Origin of the sequence: Roseibium sp. MMSF_3544 (assembly GCF_030732845.1) — a bacterium.
Lineage (GTDB): Bacteria > Pseudomonadota > Alphaproteobacteria > Rhizobiales > Stappiaceae > Roseibium.
Genome location: NZ_JASHKA010000022.1, coordinates 22,968 through 46,682, shown reverse-complemented (window position 1 = coordinate 46,682; position 23,715 = coordinate 22,968). Strand labels below are relative to the sequence as shown.

The 23,715-nt window shown below is 58.4% G+C and carries 19 protein-coding genes; 8 read left to right on the top strand and 11 right to left on the bottom strand.

Features of this window, described 5'->3' with window-relative positions; genetic code table 11:
• The first annotated feature begins 78 nt into the window (after positions 1-78).
• From RBB47_RS24525 to RBB47_RS24495, 7 genes are all read left to right on the top strand, one after another.
• On the top strand, positions 79-1,263 hold the full coding sequence (locus RBB47_RS24525; RefSeq protein ID WP_305988544.1) for an ROK family protein: 1,185 nt from the start codon (positions 79-81) through the stop codon (positions 1,261-1,263).
• Positions 1,260-2,687, top strand: a complete 1,428-nt coding sequence (locus RBB47_RS24520; protein ID WP_305988543.1) for a di-heme oxidoredictase family protein — start codon at positions 1,260-1,262, stop codon at positions 2,685-2,687. Before RBB47_RS24525 ends, RBB47_RS24520 begins: the two co-directional genes overlap by 4 nt.
• Positions 2,684-4,348: a CRTAC1 family protein gene (locus RBB47_RS24515; protein WP_305988542.1), complete on the top strand. Its 1,665-nt coding sequence runs from the start codon at positions 2,684-2,686 to the stop codon at positions 4,346-4,348. Before RBB47_RS24520 ends, RBB47_RS24515 begins: the two co-directional genes overlap by 4 nt.
• A 309-nt stretch (positions 4,349-4,657) precedes the next feature.
• Positions 4,658-4,912, top strand: coding sequence for a hypothetical protein (locus tag RBB47_RS24510; RefSeq protein WP_305988541.1), 255 nt, complete (start codon positions 4,658-4,660; stop codon positions 4,910-4,912).
• A gap of 271 nt (positions 4,913-5,183) precedes the next feature.
• On the top strand, positions 5,184-6,575 hold the full coding sequence (locus RBB47_RS24505) for an NAD(P)-dependent oxidoreductase (protein WP_305988540.1): 1,392 nt from the start codon (positions 5,184-5,186) through the stop codon (positions 6,573-6,575).
• On the top strand, positions 6,568-7,881 hold the full coding sequence (gene preA, locus RBB47_RS24500; protein WP_305988539.1) for an NAD-dependent dihydropyrimidine dehydrogenase subunit PreA: 1,314 nt from the start codon (positions 6,568-6,570) through the stop codon (positions 7,879-7,881). Before RBB47_RS24505 ends, preA begins: the two co-directional genes overlap by 8 nt.
• 131 nt (positions 7,882-8,012) lie before the next feature.
• On the top strand, positions 8,013-9,524 hold the full coding sequence (locus RBB47_RS24495; protein WP_305988538.1) for a BCCT family transporter: 1,512 nt from the start codon (positions 8,013-8,015) through the stop codon (positions 9,522-9,524).
• An 81-nt stretch (positions 9,525-9,605) separates the two neighbouring features.
• Here RBB47_RS24495 and RBB47_RS24490 read toward each other — a convergent pair whose 3' ends face one another.
• The 11 genes from RBB47_RS24490 to RBB47_RS24440 form a co-directional block, all read right to left on the bottom strand.
• Positions 9,606-10,085 (bottom strand): DUF2269 domain-containing protein, encoded by a 480-nt coding sequence (locus RBB47_RS24490; RefSeq protein ID WP_305988537.1) that lies wholly within the window; start codon positions 10,083-10,085, stop codon positions 9,606-9,608.
• Positions 10,085-11,383 carry an SDR family oxidoreductase gene (locus RBB47_RS24485; protein WP_305988536.1) on the bottom strand — a complete coding sequence of 433 codons (1,299 nt, stop codon included), beginning with the start codon at positions 11,381-11,383 and terminating at the stop codon, positions 10,085-10,087. The genes RBB47_RS24490 and RBB47_RS24485 overlap by 1 nt, the downstream gene beginning before the upstream one ends.
• Positions 11,384-11,504: 121 nt before the next feature.
• Positions 11,505-12,494, bottom strand: coding sequence for an ABC transporter substrate-binding protein (locus RBB47_RS24480; protein WP_305988535.1), 990 nt, complete (start codon positions 12,492-12,494; stop codon positions 11,505-11,507).
• Positions 12,495-12,821: 327 nt separating this feature from the next.
• The gene (locus RBB47_RS24475) at positions 12,822-13,502 is read right to left on the bottom strand and encodes a carboxymuconolactone decarboxylase family protein (protein WP_305988534.1); all 681 of its coding nucleotides are present in this window, start codon (positions 13,500-13,502) and stop codon (positions 12,822-12,824) included.
• Between the two features lie 139 nt (positions 13,503-13,641).
• Entirely contained in the window at positions 13,642-15,477 is a 1,836-nt protein-coding gene (locus tag RBB47_RS24470) for a V-type ATP synthase subunit A (protein ID WP_305988533.1), read from the bottom strand.
• On the bottom strand, positions 15,474-16,220 hold the full coding sequence (locus RBB47_RS24465) for a hypothetical protein (RefSeq protein ID WP_305988532.1): 747 nt from the start codon (positions 16,218-16,220) through the stop codon (positions 15,474-15,476). The genes RBB47_RS24470 and RBB47_RS24465 overlap by 4 nt, the downstream gene beginning before the upstream one ends.
• 2 nt (positions 16,221-16,222) lie before the next feature.
• Entirely contained in the window at positions 16,223-16,924 is a 702-nt protein-coding gene (locus RBB47_RS24460) for a hypothetical protein (RefSeq protein ID WP_305988531.1), read from the bottom strand.
• A gap of 9 nt (positions 16,925-16,933) precedes the next feature.
• Positions 16,934-17,383 (bottom strand): ATP synthase subunit C, encoded by a 450-nt coding sequence (locus tag RBB47_RS24455; protein ID WP_305988530.1) that lies wholly within the window; start codon positions 17,381-17,383, stop codon positions 16,934-16,936.
• Positions 17,380-19,173 carry a V-type ATP synthase subunit I gene (locus tag RBB47_RS24450; protein WP_305988529.1) on the bottom strand — a complete coding sequence of 598 codons (1,794 nt, stop codon included), beginning with the start codon at positions 19,171-19,173 and terminating at the stop codon, positions 17,380-17,382. The genes RBB47_RS24455 and RBB47_RS24450 overlap by 4 nt, the downstream gene beginning before the upstream one ends.
• The gene (locus RBB47_RS24445) at positions 19,170-19,793 is read right to left on the bottom strand and encodes a V-type ATP synthase subunit D (protein ID WP_305988528.1); all 624 of its coding nucleotides are present in this window, start codon (positions 19,791-19,793) and stop codon (positions 19,170-19,172) included. The genes RBB47_RS24450 and RBB47_RS24445 overlap by 4 nt, the downstream gene beginning before the upstream one ends.
• Entirely contained in the window at positions 19,793-21,163 is a 1,371-nt protein-coding gene (locus tag RBB47_RS24440) for a V-type ATP synthase subunit B (RefSeq protein ID WP_305988527.1), read from the bottom strand. The genes RBB47_RS24445 and RBB47_RS24440 overlap by 1 nt, the downstream gene beginning before the upstream one ends.
• A 738-nt stretch (positions 21,164-21,901) precedes the next feature.
• Between RBB47_RS24440 and RBB47_RS24435 the strand changes: the two genes are divergently transcribed.
• Entirely contained in the window at positions 21,902-23,689 is a 1,788-nt protein-coding gene (locus tag RBB47_RS24435; RefSeq protein ID WP_305988526.1) for an ethylbenzene dehydrogenase-related protein, read from the top strand.
• Positions 23,690-23,715: the final 26 nt, after the last annotated feature.

Here is a 23,715-nt window from a genome sequence, read left to right as displayed (position 1 = left end):
AAACGCAAGGCAGACCGGGATCAGATCCGGCGACAAAACCGAAGTATTGTTCTACAGGCCCTGCGCCGGAGCGGTCCGATGGCCCGGATCGATCTCGGCCAGATCACCAGGCTGAGTCCGGCAACGGTCACGGCGATCACATCAGATCTTCTCGACCAGGGGCTGATCCTGAGCCTGGAGAGCGAGGAGCCCAAAACGCACCAGGCGCGCGGTCGTCCAAGAACCCTTTTGAAGCTCAATCCGGATGCCGCTTTCATCATCGGAGCCCGAATTTCGGTCAACAATATCGACCTGTCGCTGGTCGACTTTTCCAGCAATGTCATGCGCGAAAAACGCTGCAAATTCGACAGTACCGAAGCCGATGCAGCCAATTTTCCGGAAACGCTGGTCGATGCGATCGGGGACTTTCTGCAAGAGGCCGGTGTTGAAGCGAGCCGCGTCCAGGAGATAGGCGTTGCCGCGCAGGGGGTTGTTGAGACGGAAACAGGCCAGGTCGCCTGGAGCCCAGCCTTTGCGGGCCGCAAGATCCCGATTGTGGCCCCCTTGCAGCGCGCCTTCGGAGCGCAGAGCTATATCTCCAACGACACAAACATGATCACCGAAGCGTTGCACTGGTCGGATCCCGGCCGTTACAGCGGAACTTTCGCTGTGATCATGCTCGACTACGGCGTCGGCATGGGGCTCTACCTCAACAACCAGCTTTTTCCAGGTGCCAGCGGACGCGCCGCTGAGTTCGGTCACGCCAACCACGTTCCGGGCGGTGCGCTCTGCCGGTGTGGCAAGCGGGGGTGCCTGGAAGCCTATCTTGCAGATTATGCACTCGTCCGGGCTGCAAGCCATTTGCCTGAAGACACCGATCCGGTCACCATCAGGGCCGGCGTCCGCGGACTGGCCAAGTTGCTCGAAAAGGCAGCCGCTGGCGACAAGGACGCGCTCAAAGCCTTTCAAGATGCCGGCCGCGTGCTTGGCTACGGGATTGCCCGGGTCGTCGCGATGATCGACCCGAAGCGGCTTGTCCTGACGGGCGCCGCCGTACGCGCGTTCTCGTTCATGGAGAACGGTATGTGGGAGGGCCTTGAAGAAGCATTGGTCGCAGACCTTCGCAACAATTTCACGCTCGATGTCATGCCCTGGAACGAAGACTTCATCCGCAGCGGTCTCATTGCGCAATCCATGGAACGGCTGGACAAGGACTTCCTCGGGTTTGCATCGCGCCCGATGAAGACCCCCTCGCCTTCGGACAGCACGGGGGTGCTCGCGTGACGCGTTTCTCCAGACTGGCATTCGCAATTTTCGTTGCCGGACAGGGTGTCCTTGCGACTGCTTTCGCCGACCCGGGTCTGCCACCCTGGAGCGAAAAGGCGATCCAGGAAGACATTGACATTGAAGCCCTTGCGGCCTCGGGCAAAGACCCGATCCCCATACTTCAGCCGCTTGGCGAGCACCTCTTCTCCGCCAAGTTCACAAGCCTTGACGGAGCAGGGCGACCGGATGCGACAGGCGCCATTGTTCCTACGAAGCCTCGCCGCCAGTCTCATTTGACGTTTCAAAGGCTAGCCGGACCGGACGCCAATGCCTGCGCCTCCTGCCACAACGAGCCTGTCGTCGGCGGCGCCGGGTCCTTCACCGCGAACGTGTTCGTATCGGAAGGGTTCGAGAGTGCCGATTTCGACACGATAGACCCGCAATTTTCAAACGAGCGCAACACCAACGCGATCCAGGGCGCCGGGCTGATCGAGCTGCTTGCCCGTGAAATGACCCATGATTTGCGGCGACAAAGGAAAGACGCGCTCGCAGCTGCGCGCAGCAGCGCAGAGCCCCAAAAGACGTCGTTGCAGACAAAGGGTGTCACTTTCGGAGAGCTCACGGCTTATCCGGATGGAACACTGGATGTTTCCGGTCTTGACGGAGTTGACGACGACCTCACCATTCGGCCCTTCAGCCAGAAAGGCGTCTTTGCCTCGCTTCGGCAGTTTACCGTCAATGCCATGAATGCCCATCACGGCATTCAGCCGAGCGAGCGGTTCGGCCCCGAGTGGACAGGTACAGACGATTTCGATGGCGATGGTGTTGCGTCGGAAATGACACCGGGCCAGATCTCCGCTCTCGTTGCCTGGCAGGCGACCTTGCCCGCGCCGACGCGAAAAGATGACCTTCCCGACATCTGGCTCCAAGCCAGCGAACGCGGCGAGAAGGTTTTCAACGACATTGGCTGCGCCTCCTGTCACATTCCGGCGCTTCCGCTCGACTCTCTCGTGTTTCACGATCCGGGGCCGCTCGACACCGCCGGGACCTTGCGACAAAGCGACATGGACACGCCGCTGGCCCTCGATCTTTCAACTCTTGACTGGGTCAAGGAGCTGCCGCGCGATAGCGAGGGGCGCGTGCTTGTACCGCTCTATGGAGACCTGAAGCGGCACCAGATTGCAGATGCGCAAAAAGACACGTTCGGCAACGAGCTTCTCGCGCAAAGGTTCGTGGCAAGGGATGTTTTCATCACTGCCGAACTCTGGGGCATCGGCAGCACGGCGCCTTACGGGCATCGCGGCGACCTGACGACGCTTAACGAGGCAATCCTCGCACATGGTGGCGCGGCAGCCGATAGCCGGAAAACCTACTCGGCGCTCGACGAAAAGGACCGGCAATCGGTCATCGCCTTCCTGCGCGCCCTGGAGATTTCCCAATGACCCGTCTGATCCGTTTGGCCGCCGGCTTGTCACCGGTAATCGCGTCGCTATCAGCTTTTTCTCCTGCAACGGCTGAAGAAGCAAAAGCCTCCCTCGCACCGGTGCCGGCGTTTGTCGAGGAAGCGCTGGATGCGGGCGTCGATCACACATATGACGGCGCCTGGGAGTTCTTTGTAGGCGGCGGTGTCGCGATCTTCGATTGTGACGGCGACCGGCGACCGGATCTTTTTCTGGCCGGCGGAAAGAACCCTTCGCAGCTTTACAGAAACACTGGAGCCACAGCCGGTCCGCTGGAATTCTCGCCCGTGCCAAGTGGCCTTGGCGACAAACAGTCAACAAGGGTGCTTGGCGCATATCCACTCGATTTCGACAATGACGATGTGCTCGACCTGGTCCTGCTTCGGCTCGGCGAAAACCTTCTGTTGAAAGGACAGGGCGACTGCACATTCGAGGTGGCCAACCGCGCTCTGGCCTTTGATGGCGGCCGCAACTGGACGACCGCGTTTTCCGCAACCTACGAGGCGGGTCTCGATTATCCGACCCTGGCCTTCGGAAACTATGTCGACCGCTCGCAGCCGGGATCGCCTTGGGGCACCTGTCACGACAACTACCTGTACCGCCCGGAACAGGGTGAAACCGGCAGCGTCACCTTTCCCAATGCAACCCGGCTGTCACCGGGCTACTGCGCGCTTTCCATCCTCTTTACAGATTGGAACCGCTCCGGCGAAGCCGCCTTGCGTATTTCCAACGACCGCCACTACTACAGGGGTGGACAGGAGCAGCTTTGGGCTGTCCCGCCCGGGCGGCCACCGCGCCCTTATCGCAAGACAGATGGCTGGCAACACCTGAAGATCTGGGGCATGGGCATTGCCTCCATCGATCTCGATGTGGATGGTTTTCCCGAATACGCCCTGACAAGCATGGGCGATACAAAGCTCCAGAAACTGGACGCTGAAACCGACGAAACGGTCCCGGTCTATCAGGATGTTGCGTTCGATCTCGGCGTGACCGCGCATCGCCCCTACAAGGGCGAAGACCTGAAGCCTTCCACCGGCTGGCATTCCGAGTTCCAGGACGTCAACAATGATGGTCTCTGGGATCTTTACATCGCCAAGGGCAATGTTGAAGCGATGCCCGATTTTGCTGCCTTCGATCCGGACAATCTGCTGATTGGGCAATGGTCAGGAAAGTTCACCGAGGCGGGCGACCATGCCGGGATCGGACTGGACCGCAGGGGCCGTGGCGCCGGTCTTGCGGATTTCAACGCCGACGGATTGCTCGATCTCGTTGTCGTCAACCGCGCGGCGCCGGTCAGCCTGTTCCGAAACCTTGGTCAGGGACAGGCCGATACTCCGAGGCCGCTCGGCAACTGGCTGGCCGTCGATGTCCGGCAGCCGGGCCGTTCGAATACCCGCGCCGTTGGGGCCAAGATCAGTGTGAAGACAGGCAACCGCACCCTCGTAAAGGACATCCAGATCGGTGCGGGCCACGCCTCCGGTCAACTGGGTTTCGTTCATTTCGGTCTTGGTGTCGCGGAAAGGGCAAATGTCAGGATCAAGTGGCCGGATGGCGACTGGAGCCACAGCTACCGCGTTTTTGCTAATGGTCATGTCATCATTGAACGTGGCGCTGAAAAGGCGCGTCTCTGGTATGCCGAGTGACCGCGGGTCGTCAGTTTATGCACCGGACCGCTGACGATTTTTGTTCCCCAAAGCGAGCTGTTTGTGGTGCGAAGATCCGTCAATACAACCTTGAATAAACTTCTGATTGTCTCTCTAAAGATGCCCCTGAAACAATTCGGCCTTTTCTGGGTATAACTTCAAACCAAATCCTTCCCCGCCCTTCCGTGCGGCGTTTCAGCCACAAACCGCGCTATGATCGAAAGCCTGACGTAACGGTAAACTCCGCATCCGGGCAGATGGGCAAAGGCTCCGGATTGCGGCGTCGCGTAGCCGAAGGTGGGCAGTAACATGTTTTTTGGATTTTTGGCCGGCGCCATACTCTATGGCGCGTTCACATTGGTGTTCCTGATTGTCTCTTCCGCGGAACTCTTGGAAAATGTCGCGAGCACTCCATCGCGCCTGATGCGCGTCTTTCTGATTTCCGTTTTTTGGCCAGTGAGCCTTTTGGTACTGGCGGTGCGCGCGCTCCTTGTCCGTTTCGGTAGACCGATCTTGCGCTCAAATGGATCGTCCGAATTTCTTCTGTTTCAGCGCTCTATCTAAGCCGACTTTCCAAAATGCGCAGGTCTGACGCTCAAGTCCCAAAGCGATTTGGAGAATCCGGAACTTTGACTATAATTTAATCATGCCACTTAATTGGCTTAACCCACTGTGTTCGCAGCAATTTAATTGCTGAATATCAGCCTCAAGTTTTTAATTGTTCTAAAAATATTTGACTAAGTGTTCAAATTTTTGCCCAATAGGCTTTCGAGCTTCCTCAAAAAACGAAGGAAGCCGCCCTTGAAATACGATCGCCAACCTTCCGGAGATCTACATGACCCAGACGAAAGCCGGCCCGGATATCTCGCCCGGACGCCTGCCGAGGGATGCATACGCGGAGAACTTTAGCGACCTCCATCCGTTGCTGGAACCTCATGAGGCGCAGGTCGAGGCCGACCGCTGCTATTTTTGCTATGACGCGCCGTGCGTGCAGGCGTGCCCGACCGGCATCGACATTCCCCAGTTCATACGCCAGATCTCAACCGGCAATCCTGACGGTTCGGCAAAGACGATCTTTGAACAGAACATCCTCGGCGGCATGTGCGCGAGGGTTTGCCCAACAGAAACGCTGTGTGAACAGGTGTGCGTGCGCGAAGTTGCTGAAGGCAAGCCTGTGAAGATCGGGCAATTGCAGCGTCATGCGACAGACCACTATATGGCCGGGCACGACACCACCCCATTCAACCGTGCCGCGCCGACAGGCATGAAAGTCGCGGTTGTCGGTGCCGGACCAGCGGGTTTGTCCTGCGCCCACCGTCTGGCCGTGCACGGTCATGACGTCACGCTGTTCGACGCTCGCGAAAAGGCGGGCGGGCTGAACGAATACGGCATCGCGTCCTACAAGACCGTCGACAACTTTGCTGCTCGTGAAGTGGACTTCATTCTTTCAATCGGCGGCATCGAACTCAAAACCGGCATGCGGCTTGGGGCGGAACTCGATCTCGCAGAGCTTCGTGCAACCTATGACGCGGTGTTTCTTGGTGTCGGACTTGGAGGCGTGAACGCGCTGAACAAGGACAACGAAGGCCACAACGGCGTTCTGAACGCAGTCGATTACATCGCCGATCTGCGGCAGACGGACGATCTGGCATCGCTTCCCGTCGGCCGGCACATCGTTGTCATCGGCGGCGGCATGACGGCAGTTGATATCGCGGTCCAGAAGAAACTGCTCGGTGCCGACGACGTTACGATCGTCTACCGGCGCGGACAGGACCGGATGAATGCGTCGAAATTTGAACAGGAACTTGCTCAAACCACCGGCGTCAAAATCCTGACCAGTGCACAACCACATGCGCTTGTTGTCGAAGACGGCCATGTCAACTCGATCGAGTTGGAAAGGACCCGAACCGCAGAAGATGGTAGTCTTCAGGGCATCGGCGAATTTCTGACGCTGCCGGCAGACATGGTGTTCAAGGCGGTCGGGCAGACTTTGGTGCTGGACGACCTGGATGCGTCGATCAAGACCGAACGGGGGCGCATCGTCGTCGACGCCGATCGCAAGACCAACCTCGGCGATGTCTGGGCCGGGGGCGACTGCGTCCTTGGCGGCGAAGACCTCACGGTTACTGCCGTTGAAGACGGCAAGATAGCCGCTGAGAGCATTCACGCTGCCCTGAGCGGACAAGCGCAAGCGACTGCGGAATCGAGGGAGAATACCCATGGCTGATCTGCGCACGGATTTCATCGGGATCAAATCGACGAATCCGTTCTGGCTGGCATCGGCGCCGCCGACGGACAAGGAATACAATGTCGTCAGAGCCTTCAAGGCCGGCTGGGGCGGGGTCGTCTGGAAAACACTCGGCGAAGACCCGGCCATCGTCAATGTCAACGGTCCGCGCTATGGCGCCATTCACGGCAAGGACCGGCAACTGATCGGTCTGAACAATATCGAGCTGATCACCGACAGGCCGCTGGAAGTTAACCTGCGCGAAATAAAGCAGGTCAAGCGGGACTGGCCGGACCGCGCGCTGGTCGTTTCTCTCATGGTTCCATGCGAGGAACAGAACTGGATCGACATCCTGAAGCGCGTCGAGGAAACCGGTGCGGACGGAGTTGAGCTGAATTTCGGCTGCCCTCACGGGATGAGCGAGCGTGGCATGGGATCGGCGGTCGGCCAGGTTCCCGAATATATCGAGATGGTGACCCGCTGGGTCAAGCAGCACTCGCGCATGCCCTGCATCGTCAAGCTGACGCCCAACATCACGGACATTCGCAAACCTGCGCAGGCGGCAAAGGCAGGCGGCGCAGATGCCGTCTCCCTGATCAACACCATCAACTCGATCATGGGTGTTGATCTGGACATCATGTCACCGTCGCCTTCCGTCGACGGTAAAGGGGCTCACGGTGGATATTGCGGGCCGGCCGTCAAGCCGATCGCGCTCAATATGGTTGCCGAGATTGCCCGCGACCCGTCAACCCACGGCCTGCCCATCTCCGGCATTGGGGGCATCACCAACTGGCGCGATGCGGCCGAATTCATGGCCCTCGGCGCTGGCTCCGTCCAGGTCTGTACTGCTGCCATGACTTATGGCTTCAAGGTCGTCGAAGACATGATCGACGGGCTCAGCGACTGGATGGACGAGAAAGGCTTCACGTCGGTTGACCAGATCGTTGGCCGCGCGGTTCCGAACGTGTCCGACTGGCAGTATCTGAACCTCAACTACATCGCCAAGGCCAAGATCGATCAGGACCTGTGCATCATGTGCGGCCGCTGCCACATTGCCTGCGAGGATACGTCCCACCAGGCGATTACCAGCATGGTCGACGGTGAACGCCGGTTCGAGGTGATCGATGAGGAGTGCGTTGGCTGCAACCTGTGTGTCAGCGTCTGTCCGGTCGAAAACTGCATCACCATGGACGCCATGGCACCTGGAAGCATCGATCCGCGGACCAAGAAGGTGGTGGAAAAGGACTACGCCAACTGGACGACCCACCCGAACAACCCGATGGCGGTGAAAGACGCAGCGGAATAATCGGATCCGCAATTTCGACAAGGCGCAGGCAAGTCCCACAAATGCCTGCGCTTTTTCGGTTCAGCAGGCGTTGATGTCCTCCCTTGCTGCCGTTAGCCTGTATTCTCCAAAAGGGCTCTAGGTGGCGACTTATGCAAAACTCCCGTTTGCTTCTGGCAGCATCGATCACCCTATGCGCTTTCATAGGCATTTGGGGTGTTGTCGATCCGGGCAGCCTGCAGAGCATGGCTAGCACCATCGTCGATCAGTATTTCGTCAGCCGCGGCTGGTTCGTCATGCTGTCGGTAACCCTCATGCTGGTGTTCTGCCTGGCGCTGACGGTGACGAAATTCGGCGATATCCGTCTTGGTGCGGACACGGACCGCCCGGAATACTCAACGCCCACCTGGATTGCCATGCTCTTTGCCGCAGGCATGGGTGTCGGTCTCTTGTTCTGGGCGGTCGCCGAGCCGCTGACCCATTATCGCGTTATCAGCGAATATCTGCCCGAACCCATCGCGGCGGAACAAGCCCTCTTGGCGGCAAACTTCAACTGGGGCATTCACGCCTGGGCAATTTACGGCACGACCGCGTTGACGATCGCCTATTTCAGCTTCCGGCGCGGAACGCCGATGCTGGTCAGCGCCCCGGTCAAGAACCTGTTTCCGCGTGAAGGATGGGCGACAACCGTCGGCTGGTTTTCCGATTTCATGGCGATCGCAGCCATTGCGATCGGTGTCGGCGGGTCGGTCGCCATGGGCGTTTTTCAGGTTGCCGACGGCGTGACGGTTCTCATCGGCGGTGAGACGACGCCTCCCTATCTCGTGACCATCGTTTTCCTGATCATGGTTGCCGCCTATATCCCGCCACTGCTGGTCGATCTGGGCAGCGGCATGGCCAAGCTCTCCAACATCGCCATGGCCCTGGCGATCGGGCTGGTCGCCTATACAATCATCCTCGGACCGTCGGAGTATCTCATGAACTCCATCATCGGCGGGATCGGCAGTTATGTAGCCGTGGTCATTCCGAGGGGCCTGCAAACCTTCACGTTCTTCGGCGACCAGGTCAATCAGTGGTTCCGGGAGTGGACACTGACCTACATGGTCTGGTGGATCGCTTGGGGTCCATTTGTCGGGGTCTTTGTTGCTCGTATTTCCAAGGGACGCACAATCCGGGAATTCGTTCTCGGCGTGCTGATCGGCCCGACGCTGTTTTCAATGATCTGGTTCGGGGCGTTTGGCGGCGTCGGTCTCTATGACACTTTGAACGGCCAGGGCCAACTGCTGGCGCTCACACAAACCAACGTTGAGCGCATGACCTTTGCGCTGCTGGACAGGCTCCCCCTCACAACGCTCACGACAATCGCGACCATCGCCGCTGCCTTTCTGTTTATCGTCACCAGCGTTGTCAGCGCGGCTTTTGTGCTGGGCATGTTTTCCACCGGCGGCAATCCTGACCCGAGCGCCAAGGTGCGGGTCATCTGGGGCGGCCTCCTGGGCATCCTGGGAGCTGCGATGATCCTTTCTGGCTCCATACAGGCGGTGAAGACCCTGATCGCACTCGGCGCCCTTCCCTTCGTGTTCATCACCGTTCTGCTGATGGTCTGTCTGATCCGGGCGCTTTTACAGGATGCAAAAATGGAGGCCGAGCATGCTGATCGGTGACCCCGTCGATACATTTCTCAATCTCGGTACATTCGCCTTTATCGGTGCCATGATCTGGATCTTGATGCGGAAGTCCTCAAACTAGATCCAAGACGACAGGTCCGGGCGCGTCAGCATCAGCCAGATGATGGCAAGGACTGCGGCGAAGGCCGGAAACCCGCAGGCGAACCAGATGCGGTAGAGCCTGTGATAGTCGTCGGGGAGCGCAGCACCCGCCAGCGCGGCCTCTTGCGCCAGCCGGCGCAATCGGATCTGGATCCAGACCACAGGAAGCCAGAAAAGCCCGACAACCACATAGAGGATCAATGACACAAACACCCAGCCTTCAAAAAGCGGCCAACCGGCTTCTCGCGTGAGAAAATACCCGGTGACCGGCTGAAGGATCGCGGCCGTTGCCGTGAACACCGTGTCAGCCAGGACGACGATGCCCGAGACATGGGCAATGAGCACCGGATCCTGAGACCGGTTCGAGATGACCATGAAAAACGCGATCCCCGCACCGGTTCCAAGAAGCACGCAGGCGCCGATCACGTGGGCAAAACGCAGCAGCTCATACACCATCAGCGCTCCTCCCAGACCATTGCGACCAGCATCGCCAGGATAATCGACGGCAGAACCTTCACGAACACACCGAGCGGATCGGCCCAAAGATGCGGCGTCAGGATCGTGCCCATGAAGAGATAGAACGCAGAAACGGCAATCATTCCGAAGCAGGCGCGTCTGGTCCAGCGCCGGAGCAAAACGCCAATGCCCAAAACCAGATCTGCTGCCACCCCGCCCAAAACCGCTGCCCCGGCGACCGCTTCAGAAACACCCTGGCTGGTCAGCACTGCCTTTGCGGCCGTGAACGACACAAGGCCGAAAAGGCCCGAGAGGACCCAGAACAGCGACAGGCAGCCAATTGCAACGGGCAGCGCCAGGTAAAATCTGGCAAAACTGCGCTCCTGCGCGGTTGCCGGGATATGCTCGAGCGTCTCGCGCAAGGACTTCACGGATTGGCCGCCCCGTTCTGTCCACGTGTCCGGATTGCCGATGACACCGTTTTTCAGCGACAACAAGGCATTGGTTCTGAGCGGCGAACGCCAGCCAAGCCAGCCGAGCCCATCGGCACACTTTCCAACAAGCGACAGAGCCCATTGCGGCACAGTCAGGCGATAGCGCCATTGCGGATATCCAAGCCAGGAACGGAGCGTTGCGGTCAGTTCGGAAAATGTCTGGTGGCCGTCTTCCGTTAGGTCCGCAACGAAACGGCTTCCCCGGTCTCCATCGGCCACCTGAACAACAGCGCTTGCCAGATCATCGACATGGATAGTCTGAATCTGAGAGCCGGGCATCACGCGCGCCTCAATGAGCGGGAAAGCAGCCGCTGCCCGCAACAAGGCAGTGCCGCCATAGGCCTGAGGTCCGAGAACAAGCACCGGACGCAGGACAATCCAGTCCAGTTCGGACGCCATGATCGTCGCATCACCCCTGGCCTTGGAGCGGAAGAACTCTGTTGGTGCGTCTTCCGACACACCGGCTGCGGAGATCTGGATGAGGCGCGTTGGCGTTCCGGACAGCGCCTTGCAAATGCGATCAACCGCCGTCTCATGAATAGCGGCCAGGTTGTCCCGCGCTCCGTCCTGCAGCGCGCCCGAGGCATTCACCACCACATCCGCATCCTGGAAGATATCCTGCCAGTCCTCTACGGTCGTTGCGCCAATGTCCCGAATGACCCAGACCAGCTCCGGAAAAACCATTTGCGCGGCCGCCCGCGAACGCCCGACGCCGCAAACCGAATAGCCCCGTGTCTGCAGCGCCCGGACACAGGCGGCGCCAATGAAGCCATAAGCTCCGAGCACGACAGCTTTCTTCGTCATCGGCAATGCCCAGTCGGAAACAGTCTCGGTTGTGTCTTAGGCCCAATTGCGCGTTCAGTACACAACAAAAAGCCGCCCTTTCGGGCGGCCCTTCAATTCCTTGGAAAATGCTCCGAAAAGCTTAAAGCTTGTCGGTCACTGCGGTCGACGTTGCACCTTCCGGCGCTTTGGTAATGACCGGATCGGAACCTGCCGACAGCAGGGTTTCGACCGTGCGATTGTACGCGTCCATATCAAGCTTGCCGTCCGAACCATCAACGAGCTTGACGATTTCACCGATCATCCGTTTCTGGTGCTTTTCGGTCTGAGCACCGGTCGCGTCGTTTTCCAAAACGATTTCAGTCGCTTCGTCCGGATTTTCAGCGGCGTAAGCCCATCCTTTCATGGACGCTTTGACGAAGCGAGCCAGCTTGTCGACCATGGCGTCGTCTTCCAAACTGGATTCCAGTACGTAAAGGCCGTCTTCGAGTGTCGCAACGCCATGATCTTCGTATTTGAACACCACGAGATCGCTCTCTGGGATTCCTGCGTCGATCACTTGCCAGTACTCGTTGTAGGTCATGGTCGTAGCGCATTCGACCTGTTTTTGAAGCAGTGGATCTACGTTGAAATTGATCTTCTGAATCGTGACCCCGCCATCAGATCCGTCAGTTGCGTAACCCAACTTGGACATCCAGGACAGGAGGGGCAATTCGTTTCCGAAGAACCAAGTTCCAATCGTTTTGCCTGGAAAATCAGATGGAGACTCGATTCCATGTTCCTTGAGACAAGTCAGCATCAATCCTGACTTTTTGAAAGGCTGCGCGATGTTGACGAGCGGCACGCCCTTTTCACGAGATGCCAGCGCGGACGGCATCCAATCGATGATCACGTCGGCACCGCCGCCGGCAATCACCTGAGGAGGCGCGATGTCCGGACCACCCGGTTTGATGGTCACATCGAGGCCTTCTTCCTCGTAAAAACCTTTGTCCTTGGCGACGTAATAGCCGGCAAACTGGCCTTGCGTAACCCATTTCAGTTGCAGTGTCAGTTCATCGGCCGCCTGAGCAGCGCCGGAAATCAGGCCTACTCCTAATGCCGATACAAGCGCGAGACTTTTTATTGTCTTCATTGCCATTCCCCTACTGGTTTTGGACCCAACGTGAGCGGTCGGGTCCTCTCTGGATTTTATTAACCTCTTACCGAACCCGGCCAACAAACAGCTCCCCACTGTTCCACGGGTCCCGGCAATTTGGCCGCAAATGCACACATGGGCATCTTGCCTTCTGAATGCGCACGTCTGACCAAATGGTCAAGAAAATCTAGGAAGCTGCCCTAGGGCTGGTCAAGGTTATTTTTTAATCAGAGGGGGATGCGACAGTTTTTTTCCCGATTTGTCCCCGCCGGGAACGAGGCGTTCCTGCATTTGAGACAGGAACGCTGAACAATCTGAAGCTGGCTAAACAGCTGCAGCGCTGACTTCGCTGGCTTTGCGCTCGGCAGCGCCGACTTCGGCGAATCGTCCCGCAAAGGCTTCGATCTCCTCAATCGAAAGACCTTCAACGGCGTTCCATTGTTTTTGGTTGTACTCGGCGGTTTCCAGATCGGTCCAGAAACTGTCGTTGAGACGATTGATCATGTTGAACATGGCGCACGCCATGGAGATCTCCACGATTTCCGTGTCGGTGAAGTTCGCCTTCATGTCGTCCCACGCAGCCTTGTCGCGCTGCGCCGTATTCCTGGTCATGGCTTCGGACCAGGCGATCGCGGCCCGATCCCGGGCGTCAAAAAGCGGGCTGGTCTTGTAACTGTCGTCCATCATGGCCTCCAGCTCCGCGTCCGAAATGCCGAGCCCCTGGCCGAACACCGATGTGTGGGCCGTGCAGTATTCGCAAGCATTCGTCATCGATGTCTTGATGCAGGCCAATCCGCGCAGCCGCGGCTCGGTCGTTGCGCCTAGATCCGGTTGCCGGACCGCGGCAACAAGGCCGCCGAACCAGCGGGCCAGATATGGGCTGTGCGTTGCCAGGATCCTCTGGAGGTTGGCGGTGCGGCCCAAAAACCGGTCCGACGCTTCGAAAACGAGCTTGGCCGTCCCGGTGGCTTCTGCGTGGCTCATACCAGACAATCTTTGCGACATCGAATTCCCTCCTCGCCTGTACCGATTGATCGATCGACAGTAACAGGAGGCCAATTGCGGCCGAAAACATTGTTCCTAATGCGTGGCATCAAGCCACTTGATGGCACCCAAACCAATCAGGGTCGCAGACTGACCGGCTTCACCCTGTAACGTGGGTCGGCGCTGCGCTTACATTCTCATTGATCCGGTTCAGGAGGTCCTTGCGTTCGTTGCTGCCGTCCGCCGAATAGTTCAGGTTTTTAAAGAGCGAGGTCTGTTCGGTGAAGAACTTGCGCACGGCCTCCTTGTCCTCGAAGGCAAAGTCCGTCGTGGCGATCCGGTAAACCAGATCAAACGTCTCCTGCTGGCGCGCGAGGGGAGCAGACACATCGACATCGTCAAACGCATCCTGCTGCAAATAGACCATATCCAGAAACAGCGCCTTTTGCTGAAGCACGAAGTCTTCGGTCGACACGCCTTCTTCGCCCGTCACCTGCATCATGCGTGTGATCTCGTCACCCTTCCTGAGGAGATCGATCATCTCCTCGACCCGCGGCACCCAATTCGGGCCGATATGCTCCTGGTACCAGTCGCCAAGCTGTGCGTGATAGCGGGACCAGGACAAAAGCGGGTCAACGGCGGGGTAAAAACGCTTGTAGGCCCGTTCGGACGAGAGACCTAGGAACGTCTTGACCGTGCCGAGTGTCGATTGGGTGACGGGTTCCTCGAAGTTGCCGCCGGCAGGTGAAACCGTTCCGATCATTGTGAGGCTGCCCGTGTCACCGGTCGCGGTCTTCAAGACGCCCGCGCGCTCGTAAATCCCCTTAATGGCCGAATCCAGATAGGCGGGAAACGCCTCTTCGCCCGGAATTTCCTCAAGGCGCCCGGAAGTCTCACGCATCGCCTGCGCCCAGCGGGAGGTACTGTCTGCGATCAAGAGCACGTCATAGCCCATCTGGCGGTAGTACTCACCCAGCGTAATCCCGGTATAGATCGACGCCTCGCGCGCGGCGACGGGCATGGACGAGGTGTTGCAGATGATAACCGTGCGGTCCATCAGCGTGCCGTCCCCCGAAGGGTCAGGCTGGTGCGGAAATTCGGTGATGGTCTCCACCACTTCACCGGCACGCTCGCCGCACGCGACCACGATCACGATGTTGACCGCAGAGAACCTCGAAATCAGCGACTGCAGCACCGTCTTGCCGGCCCCGAACGGGCCAGGAATGCAGCCCATGCCGCCGCGCGCAATCGGGAAAAACGTATCGATCAGACGCAAGGTGGTAATCAGCGGTTCGTTGGGATAAAGCCGCTCGCTCTGGCCAGACCTGACGAGGGCATCCGGAATCGCCCGGCGCACCGGCCAGTGCTGCACCATGGTCAGGTCGCGCGTCTCGCCGCGGTCGTTCTTGAGCGTGATGACGACTTCGTTGATGGTGAACGTGCCCTCGCGCACCCGCTCCACCGACCAGCTTCCTGTCAGCGAAAACGGCGCCATGACCTTGTGCTCGAACCGGCCTTCTGGAACCGTGCCGAGGGTGTCACCAGCCTTGACCGGATCTCCGGACGTTACCCTGGGTTCGAAGGCCCATTTTCGTTTCTGATCGAGCGCGTTGGTCAAAACGCCTCTTGGCAGAAAAAACCCGTGTTCGGCGGCGATGTCGGCAAGCGGGTTTTGAAGGCCATCGAAAACTGTGCTGAGCAGTCCCGGTCCGAGCGCCACGGAGAGCATTTCTCCGCTCTGGATCACCTTGTCGCCGACCCTCACACCCGCGGTGCTTTCGAAAACCTGTGCCTCGGCCGACTTGCCGCGCACACGCAGAACTTCGGCCTTCAGATATTCGCGCGGCTTGCCCTCGCGTTCCGGCCCGTGAGGAATGATATAGACCACTTCGTTCTTGATTAGCGGTGCGCTTTCAAGCGGGGCAAGCGTCACGAGATCATCCTGAACTGCGATGATCTCGGCGGTTGGTTCTGGAAGCTGAACATGGCTTGTCATGACGTGGCTCCCTCGAGCGATAAGGTGTTGTCGTTGAATATTCCAGACGCGGCTTCGCCACCTGAGGCCGTCGCCACACCATCCAGCGCCGCCCTCACCAGTGACTGCAAACGGTCTTTTGCGTCTTCCTCGTTGTAGCGTGACCAGCGTTCGACAATGACCCAGCGCAACACATAGATGCCGACGGCCTCAAAATCGAATTCGTGAAGAGCGCCGTAGTGATCGAGTTGCTGAAAAACCTGTGTGAGTGACAACCGTTCCATTGCGATATGGTCGCCTGACTGCATCAGGCGGTGGGCCTCGGTGATCCAGGGCATGAAGTGACCGAGACCGAATGCCGGATCGTTCCAATTCGCCTTGATCCAGCCGCACCAGCGGCCGTAGCCCCAGCTTACAATGTCACCGGCCGTTTCCTGGCCGTCACGCCTGCGGCGCAGCGCTGCGATCAACGTGCGGGTTTCCATGCGCGTGCCAACGAGATGCTGCAGATCCGGATAGTCCTTCAGATCGTCAATCACCTGTTTTGCGCGGCTGATGACTTCATCGTCCCGATCATACCTGGCGACACCTGCCCAGGCCGTGATCTCCACCAACTCACGCAGCAGCCTGCGATGCTCCTCCTCCAGCATCGACATGCGCTGTTTCAGCCGGAATTCGGAAATCGGCACTTCCTTGCGCGTGAACAGCTTGCCGAGATGCGGCAGGCTGGTGACCAGGGCGATGTATTGATGGGGCCGCGACATGGTTACCTGAGCACCCCTTCCATCACCGCACGCAGGCGCGGTTGCAGATGACGCTTGAGCAAGGTCGCAATCGCTTCTTCGGTCAGGTCGATCGACACATCCCTGTCGGTCAGTTTCACCTTGATACCGTCGAACCCCGGCGCGGTGGAAAATGTCACACCTTCCCTCAAGACCTCACCCGCCAGTGCGATGACGAAATGGGTCAGCGTGCCGGGTTCCACGGCTTCCGGGGACTGTTTGAGTTCTTCAAACGTGACGACTTTTTCCGGAAGCACGACCTCCATCGGTTCTTCGTCGCTCACCGAAGCGTTTTCCCTGGCATTGCCCGCCATTGCCAGAATGAGCTTCTGCAGAAATTCCTGGTCATTCAGGGTCGTGCCGACCAGGCGTCCTGCTTCCTGCTGGATCCTGTCTCCGAGTTCGTTTCTGAGCGTGAGAACCAGATCCCGCGCGGCGACTTTCAATCCATCTTCCGTCGCCGCTTTTTCCTTGGCGGCTTCGGAGCGTGCTTCCGCCAGAAGGGCATCTGCCTTTTTCTGCGCCTCGGTTACGATTTCGTCCGCCTTGGCCTTGGCTTTGGCCAGTATGTCGTCGCGTTCACTCTGACCGGCTTCGACACCTTCCGATTTCAACCGGTCGATGAGCGCCTGGACACCGGCGCCGGCGGCATTCTCAAGTTCGGTTGTTCCGTCTTGTTTGGACATGGCAACCTCCTAGGACGGGATCGAGCCGGCCAGAACCAGCGCAAAAACAAGCGCAAACACCGAGAAGCCTTCCAGCACCGCAGCGGGCGCCAGCGAGATGCCGAAAATTTCGGGTTTGGCTTTCGAGGCATGAATGGCGGACGCAAGGACCTCGCCCTGACGGATGCCGGTGACCAGCATGGTGAAGCCGGAAAGCACACCGATGCCGAACAGCGCGGCGCCGTTGGCCGCATCGACACTTGGCTGTTGCAACGAGAACATGATCACGATGCCGTAGATTACCTGGGACGACGGCATCAGGGAGACACCGATGAAACGGCCGTAGCCGCCTTCGCTGTCCAGCATTGCACCAATCGCGGCACTGCCGCCAAGCGCACAGCCCCAGGCGCTGCCGATCGCTCCCAAAGCAACCGGTGCATAAAGCCCGAACCAACCGAGAGCCACAACGAATTCGTTCACAGGCGTGTCTCCTCTTTCTTAAACGGACGGAAGGGCGTGCCCTCGTCTTTCAGACCCCAATTGAAAAATTCAATGACATTCAGGCGCAGTCCGTGCACGCAGCCGGCGATCAGACCGAGCCCGATGTTGATCGCATGTCCGATGGCCAGAACCAGGATTGCAATCAGGATGCCGATACCCGGAACAAAGTGCTGGAGCTGCCCGGACAGCGAATTGATGGTTTCCGCGAGCGAAGCCGCTGCAAGGCCCAACGCGAACAAGCGCATATAGCTCAAGACATCGGAGAAGATGTTGACGATCCTGGCCAGCGCTGCCAGCCCGTCAAAGATCCGCAGCCCTCCCGACGTTACGGAATCTACCTTGCGGTCGCTGCCGAAGAAGCCCACGACGAGCAGACCCGCGACGACCGCGACAGGCCCGATGGTGGCGACGACTGTGCCCTGGCCCAGGAATGTCGCAAGGCCGCCGAGCGCGACCATGCACCAGCCGGCCGGCTGAAACCGCCCGCTTGGCGTCTTCTCGTGGATTGCCCGCATGACGTTTGCAAGGACGATGTGAAAGACGCCGATTGTCAGCGTGATTTTCATCATCGTGTCGACGTCCTTCAGGTTCAGCACCTTCAAACGCGCGAGCAAGCTGCCATCCGGCGGCGTGATGCCGAAGTAGCTGCCGGTGGCAACGCCGAACGCTGCGGTCGAGATCATCAGCCAGACCGACATGCGGAACATGCGCCGGCCGAGTTCAGATCCGGCGAAGCGATTGCGGAACAGGTAAAGCAGCAAAAGCAGCAGAAGGCCGTAGCCTGCATCCGTCATGATCATGCCGAAGAAAACGATAAACGACACATAGACGATCGCCGACGGGTCCCAGTCCCGATAGCCGGGTGTCTGGTAAAACTGTACGAGGTCCTCACCGCTTTCCATGGCGTGTGCGTTGTCCAGAAGCGTCGGAGGCTTGTCCTTGTCCGAGATGTCCTCAAAAACGGCGGCAATACCGAGTTCGGCAGCAAGTTTGCTGATCTCATCAAACTCGTCTTTGCGGGCCCATGCCTGAAGCACGAATACCCGTTCGCTGTCCGCAGTCTCCAGAGCTGCCCGTCTGCGCGCGGAGTGATCTCGCGCCGCCGCCAGGTTTTGCGCAAGAACATAGCGCCATTTCGTAAGAGACTGGCGCTCCAGCTCCAGCTCTTCGAGTTCAACCGCAACCTGCTCATATCGGAGCTTCAGCTGTGAAAGTGAAAGCGCACCGATATGCACCCGGGGAACGGGCATGGCGCTGACAGGTGGCTCCTCGGGCGCAAGAAGCACGACATAGGTGCGATACTTGTCGCGGTGAACGATTTCCATGATCTTGTCGGCCGGATCGATCAGCTTGAGCTTGCCCACTGGCACCACATAGAACCAGAGCCGGTTGTCGCCGATATCCGCCAGTTCAGAAAAGCTGAATTCACCCCAGGGTTCGACGTCCTGTATCCGGCGGCTGAGCTGCGCCAACTGGTCCTGGCAATCTTTCAGCGCCGACCGGTTTTTCAAGGTTTGAGCGACAACCGATTCAAGATCAAAATCGTCCGGGACCGTCACCGGGCGACGCTGCGCGGGACATTCCACCTGCCAGCGCAAGGCCTCGACGGCCTCGCGCCCCAGCCCGGCCGGAACTGCTTCCAGCTCCTTTTGCGCCAATGTCAGCGGGATCAGGTGCAAGGAACCGAATGCCTGAGCTGCCTCGAGCACCTTATCCTTGTCATCGAGAATTCCGATCAAGTTGACCTTGACCAGCGGAACGATGGTCATAGCTCGGCCATCCTTTCCGAAGCGCTGCGGGCAGCGGTCTTTCGTTTGGATATTTTTGCGCGCACAACGGCATCTCGCTCTGCGTCGGCGAGCGCCATGCGGATTTTCTTGATGTTGCGTTCTGCCCTTGGAATCAGAACCTTCTCGAAGAGATTGACCCGTCTTGAAATGACGGCCTCTGCCTCTATAAGTTTTTCGATACGCTCACGCGCAACATCCCGCTCCCTGTTCAGACGCAACAGTTCGCGCATGCCCTCTACATAAGGGTCGACCCAGTGCGGCCGTGCGAGCAGGGAATAAGGTTCGGTTTCTACGTCGATTTCCTGCAGAACAGGCAAGACAGTGCCAGATAGATTCTGCTCGCCGATGACGGCGTCTTTCAGCCTGACAAGGCCTTCCAGAGGCACCTGCCTGTTTGCCAGCATGGGCAATGCCGCCGCGAGCTCACTGAAACGCTTGTCATAGTCCTTTTCCAGCCGCGCCAGGGTTTCCTTCGCCTTGGCCCTCTCCGCCATGATCTGGAGCCGCTTGAGCTCGAGCGACGGCAAGAAGCGCTTGTACTCGGCAAGCTGCGAACTTTCCCTGGCAAGAGAGGACTTGTTGAGCGCGAGCTTGGCCATCAGGCGGCCGCCTCCTCATCGGGGCCGTCCGCCGATCCTGTCTTTTTCGGAAAATACTTGTCGATCAGGCCCTGCTTCATCAGAAGCTGCTCCGGCTCGAAACACTCCGCAAGCGTCTGCCAACACAGATCCAGCGCTTCTTCGAGCGGCTTGGAGACTTCGATATCCATGAAGCGTTCGCGGAACAGGGCTCCGAATTTCAGAAGCTGGCGGTCGTAATCGGATAATTCGAACGCCATGGACTGTTTCTGCTCGGCGTCCCGGGCGCCGGAATAGAACCGGATCATCGTGTTCATGATCTGGTTGTGATCCTCGCGCGTCACCTTGCCGATGACATGCTGCTTCAGACGCGACAACGAGCCGAACGGATCAAGCACGCCGCTATGAAGATAGAACTGGCCTTCGGTGATGTAACCGGTGTTGTCCGGGACCGGATGTGTCACATCGTTGCCCGGCATGGTCGTTACAGTCAGAATGGTCACCGACCCTGAGCCTTTGAAATCGCAGGCTTTTTCGTATCTGCGTGCCAACTGTGAATAGAGATCGCCTGGATACCCGCGGTTGGCGGGCACACGCTCCATGGCGATCGAGACCTCTTTCATGGCGTCGGCAAATGCTGTCATGTCGGTCAGCAGCACCAGAACGCGCTTGCCTTCCTCGACCGCGAATTTTTCGGCGACAGCAAGCGCCATGTCGGGAACCTGAAGGCGTTCCACGACAGGATCAGACGCCTGGTTGATGAACATCACCGTACGCGGAAACACGCCCGCGTCTTCGAATTGTTTGCGGAAGAAAGCATAGTCGTCGAAGATCAGTCCCAGGCCGCCGAACACCACAATATCGGCATCGGCCTGGATACCGATGCGCGCCAGGAATGCGTTATAGGGCTCACCGGAAACGGAAAAGATCGGGATCTTCTGGCTCTCCACGAGGCAGTTGAAGATATCGATCATGGGAACGTCAGTGCGGATCATCCGAGACGCGAGAACACGTTTCATCGGGTTGGCGGAGGGGCCACCGATCGGGACCATCGGATCACTCGCAAGATCGGGGCCCTGATCGATCGGATGTCCGGCACCGTCAAAGACCCTGCCCAATATGTTGTCCGAATAGGTCACTTTGGCCGCTTCGCCCAGAAACCGGACGGACGCGTTGTTGGCAAGGCCCTTCGTGCCGGAATTGACCTGCAGCGAGACCATGTCCGCGTCAATGTTGATAACCTGAGCCAGGGAAGTCGCGCCGTCTCCTGTTTCGACAACGGCAAGATCCCCGAGGCACGGTCGTCCCTCCGACTCCGATTTGGACGATGACACCTGAATTCGAATGATGTCGCCGACGATATCAACAATACGGGTATGGGAGACGAGCATGATTGCCCTCTTGGGAATGGAACACGTTCAATGGTCTGCACAATTTCCACACTTGGCGCGACCTGGCAGTGGCTTTACCTCGACCCGGTATCTTATGCGGGTTCTTTGGCAATGCACAACCTGAACCTGCCGCACTGCACCGAGCCAGTCTTGGGTACGGATCCCAAGCCAGAATGATGTTAGAGGATAACAGGTTACGTGCGTATGACTTTGATCATTGGCGCTATGGCCATTTCGACGCAGCGGTAAATTTGACAGGTGGGTTTGCGGATCCACCAGCACGGTCACGCCCGGAAATAAGATCTACCGGCAAGCTGTTCTGGGGACGGCTCGGATCGACATCAGCCAACTCGGAACTGCATTTCCTTTCTTATGCAACGGACCTTGCAGCGGCTGCGCTTCGGTCAGAAAATTTTAACAGTATTGAAATTAACTATGTTTCGCTTCGCGTAAGAGCTGCTCGAGTGCGCTGACAAGCCCGACGGATAGAAAATAGACTATAATACAACCTATCCTACAATTTTAGGTTATTGCCGCAAATTTCTAAGTTTTTGAAGCACTTCAATGTATTCATTGTTGTGTCTTTCATTTCACTTGCGCGCCTCAATTCATCGTTTTTTCTACATTTTTCGCTTGAATTGATGTTTTTTTAACTTAAAAAATTAAACTTCAATTAGTAAATTGCGCACAAACGGACAACAACCTTGGTGCTAGGCAACGCAACAATTGGAGGGCATTTTGACGGACCAGGCGACAGAACACACGCTTGAACTCACCCCCCCGCCAAACAAATCCAATCCCGCAGCGCCCGGTCATTCCCGAGGCGGTTCCGGCACTTTCGGATCACCGGAAGCCCCAAAAGCCGTCGTGCGAAGCGATATCGGAACGATTCTCCTTCATTGGACGCTTGTTGTCGCGATCGTCGCCAGTCTCTTGACGGGTCTCAGATTGTCCTCCGATGCGGAAGGGTCGCGCTTCGCCATTCTGCTCGACCCGATCCTGCCCCAAGGCGAAATATGGACCTGGCACTATGTCTCGGCCGTTTTCGTGCTGGCCCTGATTTTCGCCTACGCAACCTATATGACGGCGGCTCGCCTCAAGCGCCGCATCTCGTCCAAGAAAGTCGTGGTGCTGACCCTGCCGGCAAGCAACAAGCTTCGAATTGCGGCAATCAACGTGATTGCCTACTGGATCCTGTTTGCTGCCATTCTTGTGCTCACCGCAACCGGCGTTTTGCTCTATCTCGGCCACGGCGGCATCTGGGTAACGGTCCACTATGTGTCGGCACTTACCGTTCTGACCTACATCGTGGTGCATGTCGTTCTGCACTACTTCTATGGCGGTCTGGCTCAGTTGCTACGCCTGTTCCGGCCGCAGCCCTTGCGGCAGTTTGCCGGCATGAGCCGCCATCCGCTTCTCAAGTCTTCAGCTCTCGGTGCCGTGGTGATTGCCGGCGCAGTTGCTCTCGACTACGGCACGCGCGGAGACCTGATTGTCTCCCAGGCGTCGGAGCTGCCGAAACTTGACGGCGTCCTCGACGACGCCGCCTGGCAGAACGCGCGGCCCGTCTTCGTGCGAACGCACCAGGGAACCGGGCTGGACGGTACGGGAGAGTCGACCGTGGAAGTCCGCGCGGCGCAGGTCGGCGACAAGATCGCGTTTGCATTCAGGTGGGACGACAGCAACCGCTCCTTGAAACGCCATCCGCTGGAAAAAACCGAAAACGGTTGGCGCATGCTCAACAACCGGGCCGACATTTCGGACGAAACGGCCTACTACGAAGACAAGTTCTCGGTTGCCTTTTCCAAGACAGATGCTTTCGGTGGCGGCGGCTCAACACACATGGGCCCCAAACCCCTCGGCGACAAACCCGCCTCGCTCCACAAACGCGGCCTGCACTACATGACGGACGGCAGCCTGATGGATGTCTGGCAATGGAAGGCGTCTCGCGGCGGCATGCTTGGCAAGGTCGACGACATGTGGTTCGGCACACCGCTGGAGCCAAACGAAGCCCAGGTCGCCGGCACCAAGCGCTACAGTGCAGGTTACGGCGCCGACGAGGGCAAGTCCTTTTATGTCTACAATTACAAGAAACAGCCCGGGTCCAACTACCATGGCACCGTCGATGTGCTCCGCCTGCCGGTAGATCACGTGAAGACCAGCGAACTCATGGGCCACATCGATCTGGCTATTGAGGCAACAGACGATGCCGGATCACAGTGGTGGATGTTCGACGCGGAAAGCGTTCCCTATTCACCGGAAAAAGACGCCGAGATCCCTGTTGGAACCATTATTCCCGGTGTCCTGATCACCGGTGAGTATCTGGGCAGCCGCGCGGACCTTGATGGCGGGGCCAAGTGGGAAGACGGCTACTGGACCCTGGAAGTTGTCCGCGACATGGATACGGGTCACGACCAGGACCTCGCCATGGAAGACGGCCTTTTCGTCTGGGTATCCGTCTTCGATCACAACCAGACACGGCACACACGGCATTCGCGCCCTGTGCGCCTGACAATCAATAACTAAGTCTTAGACAAAGCACGGATCACCCT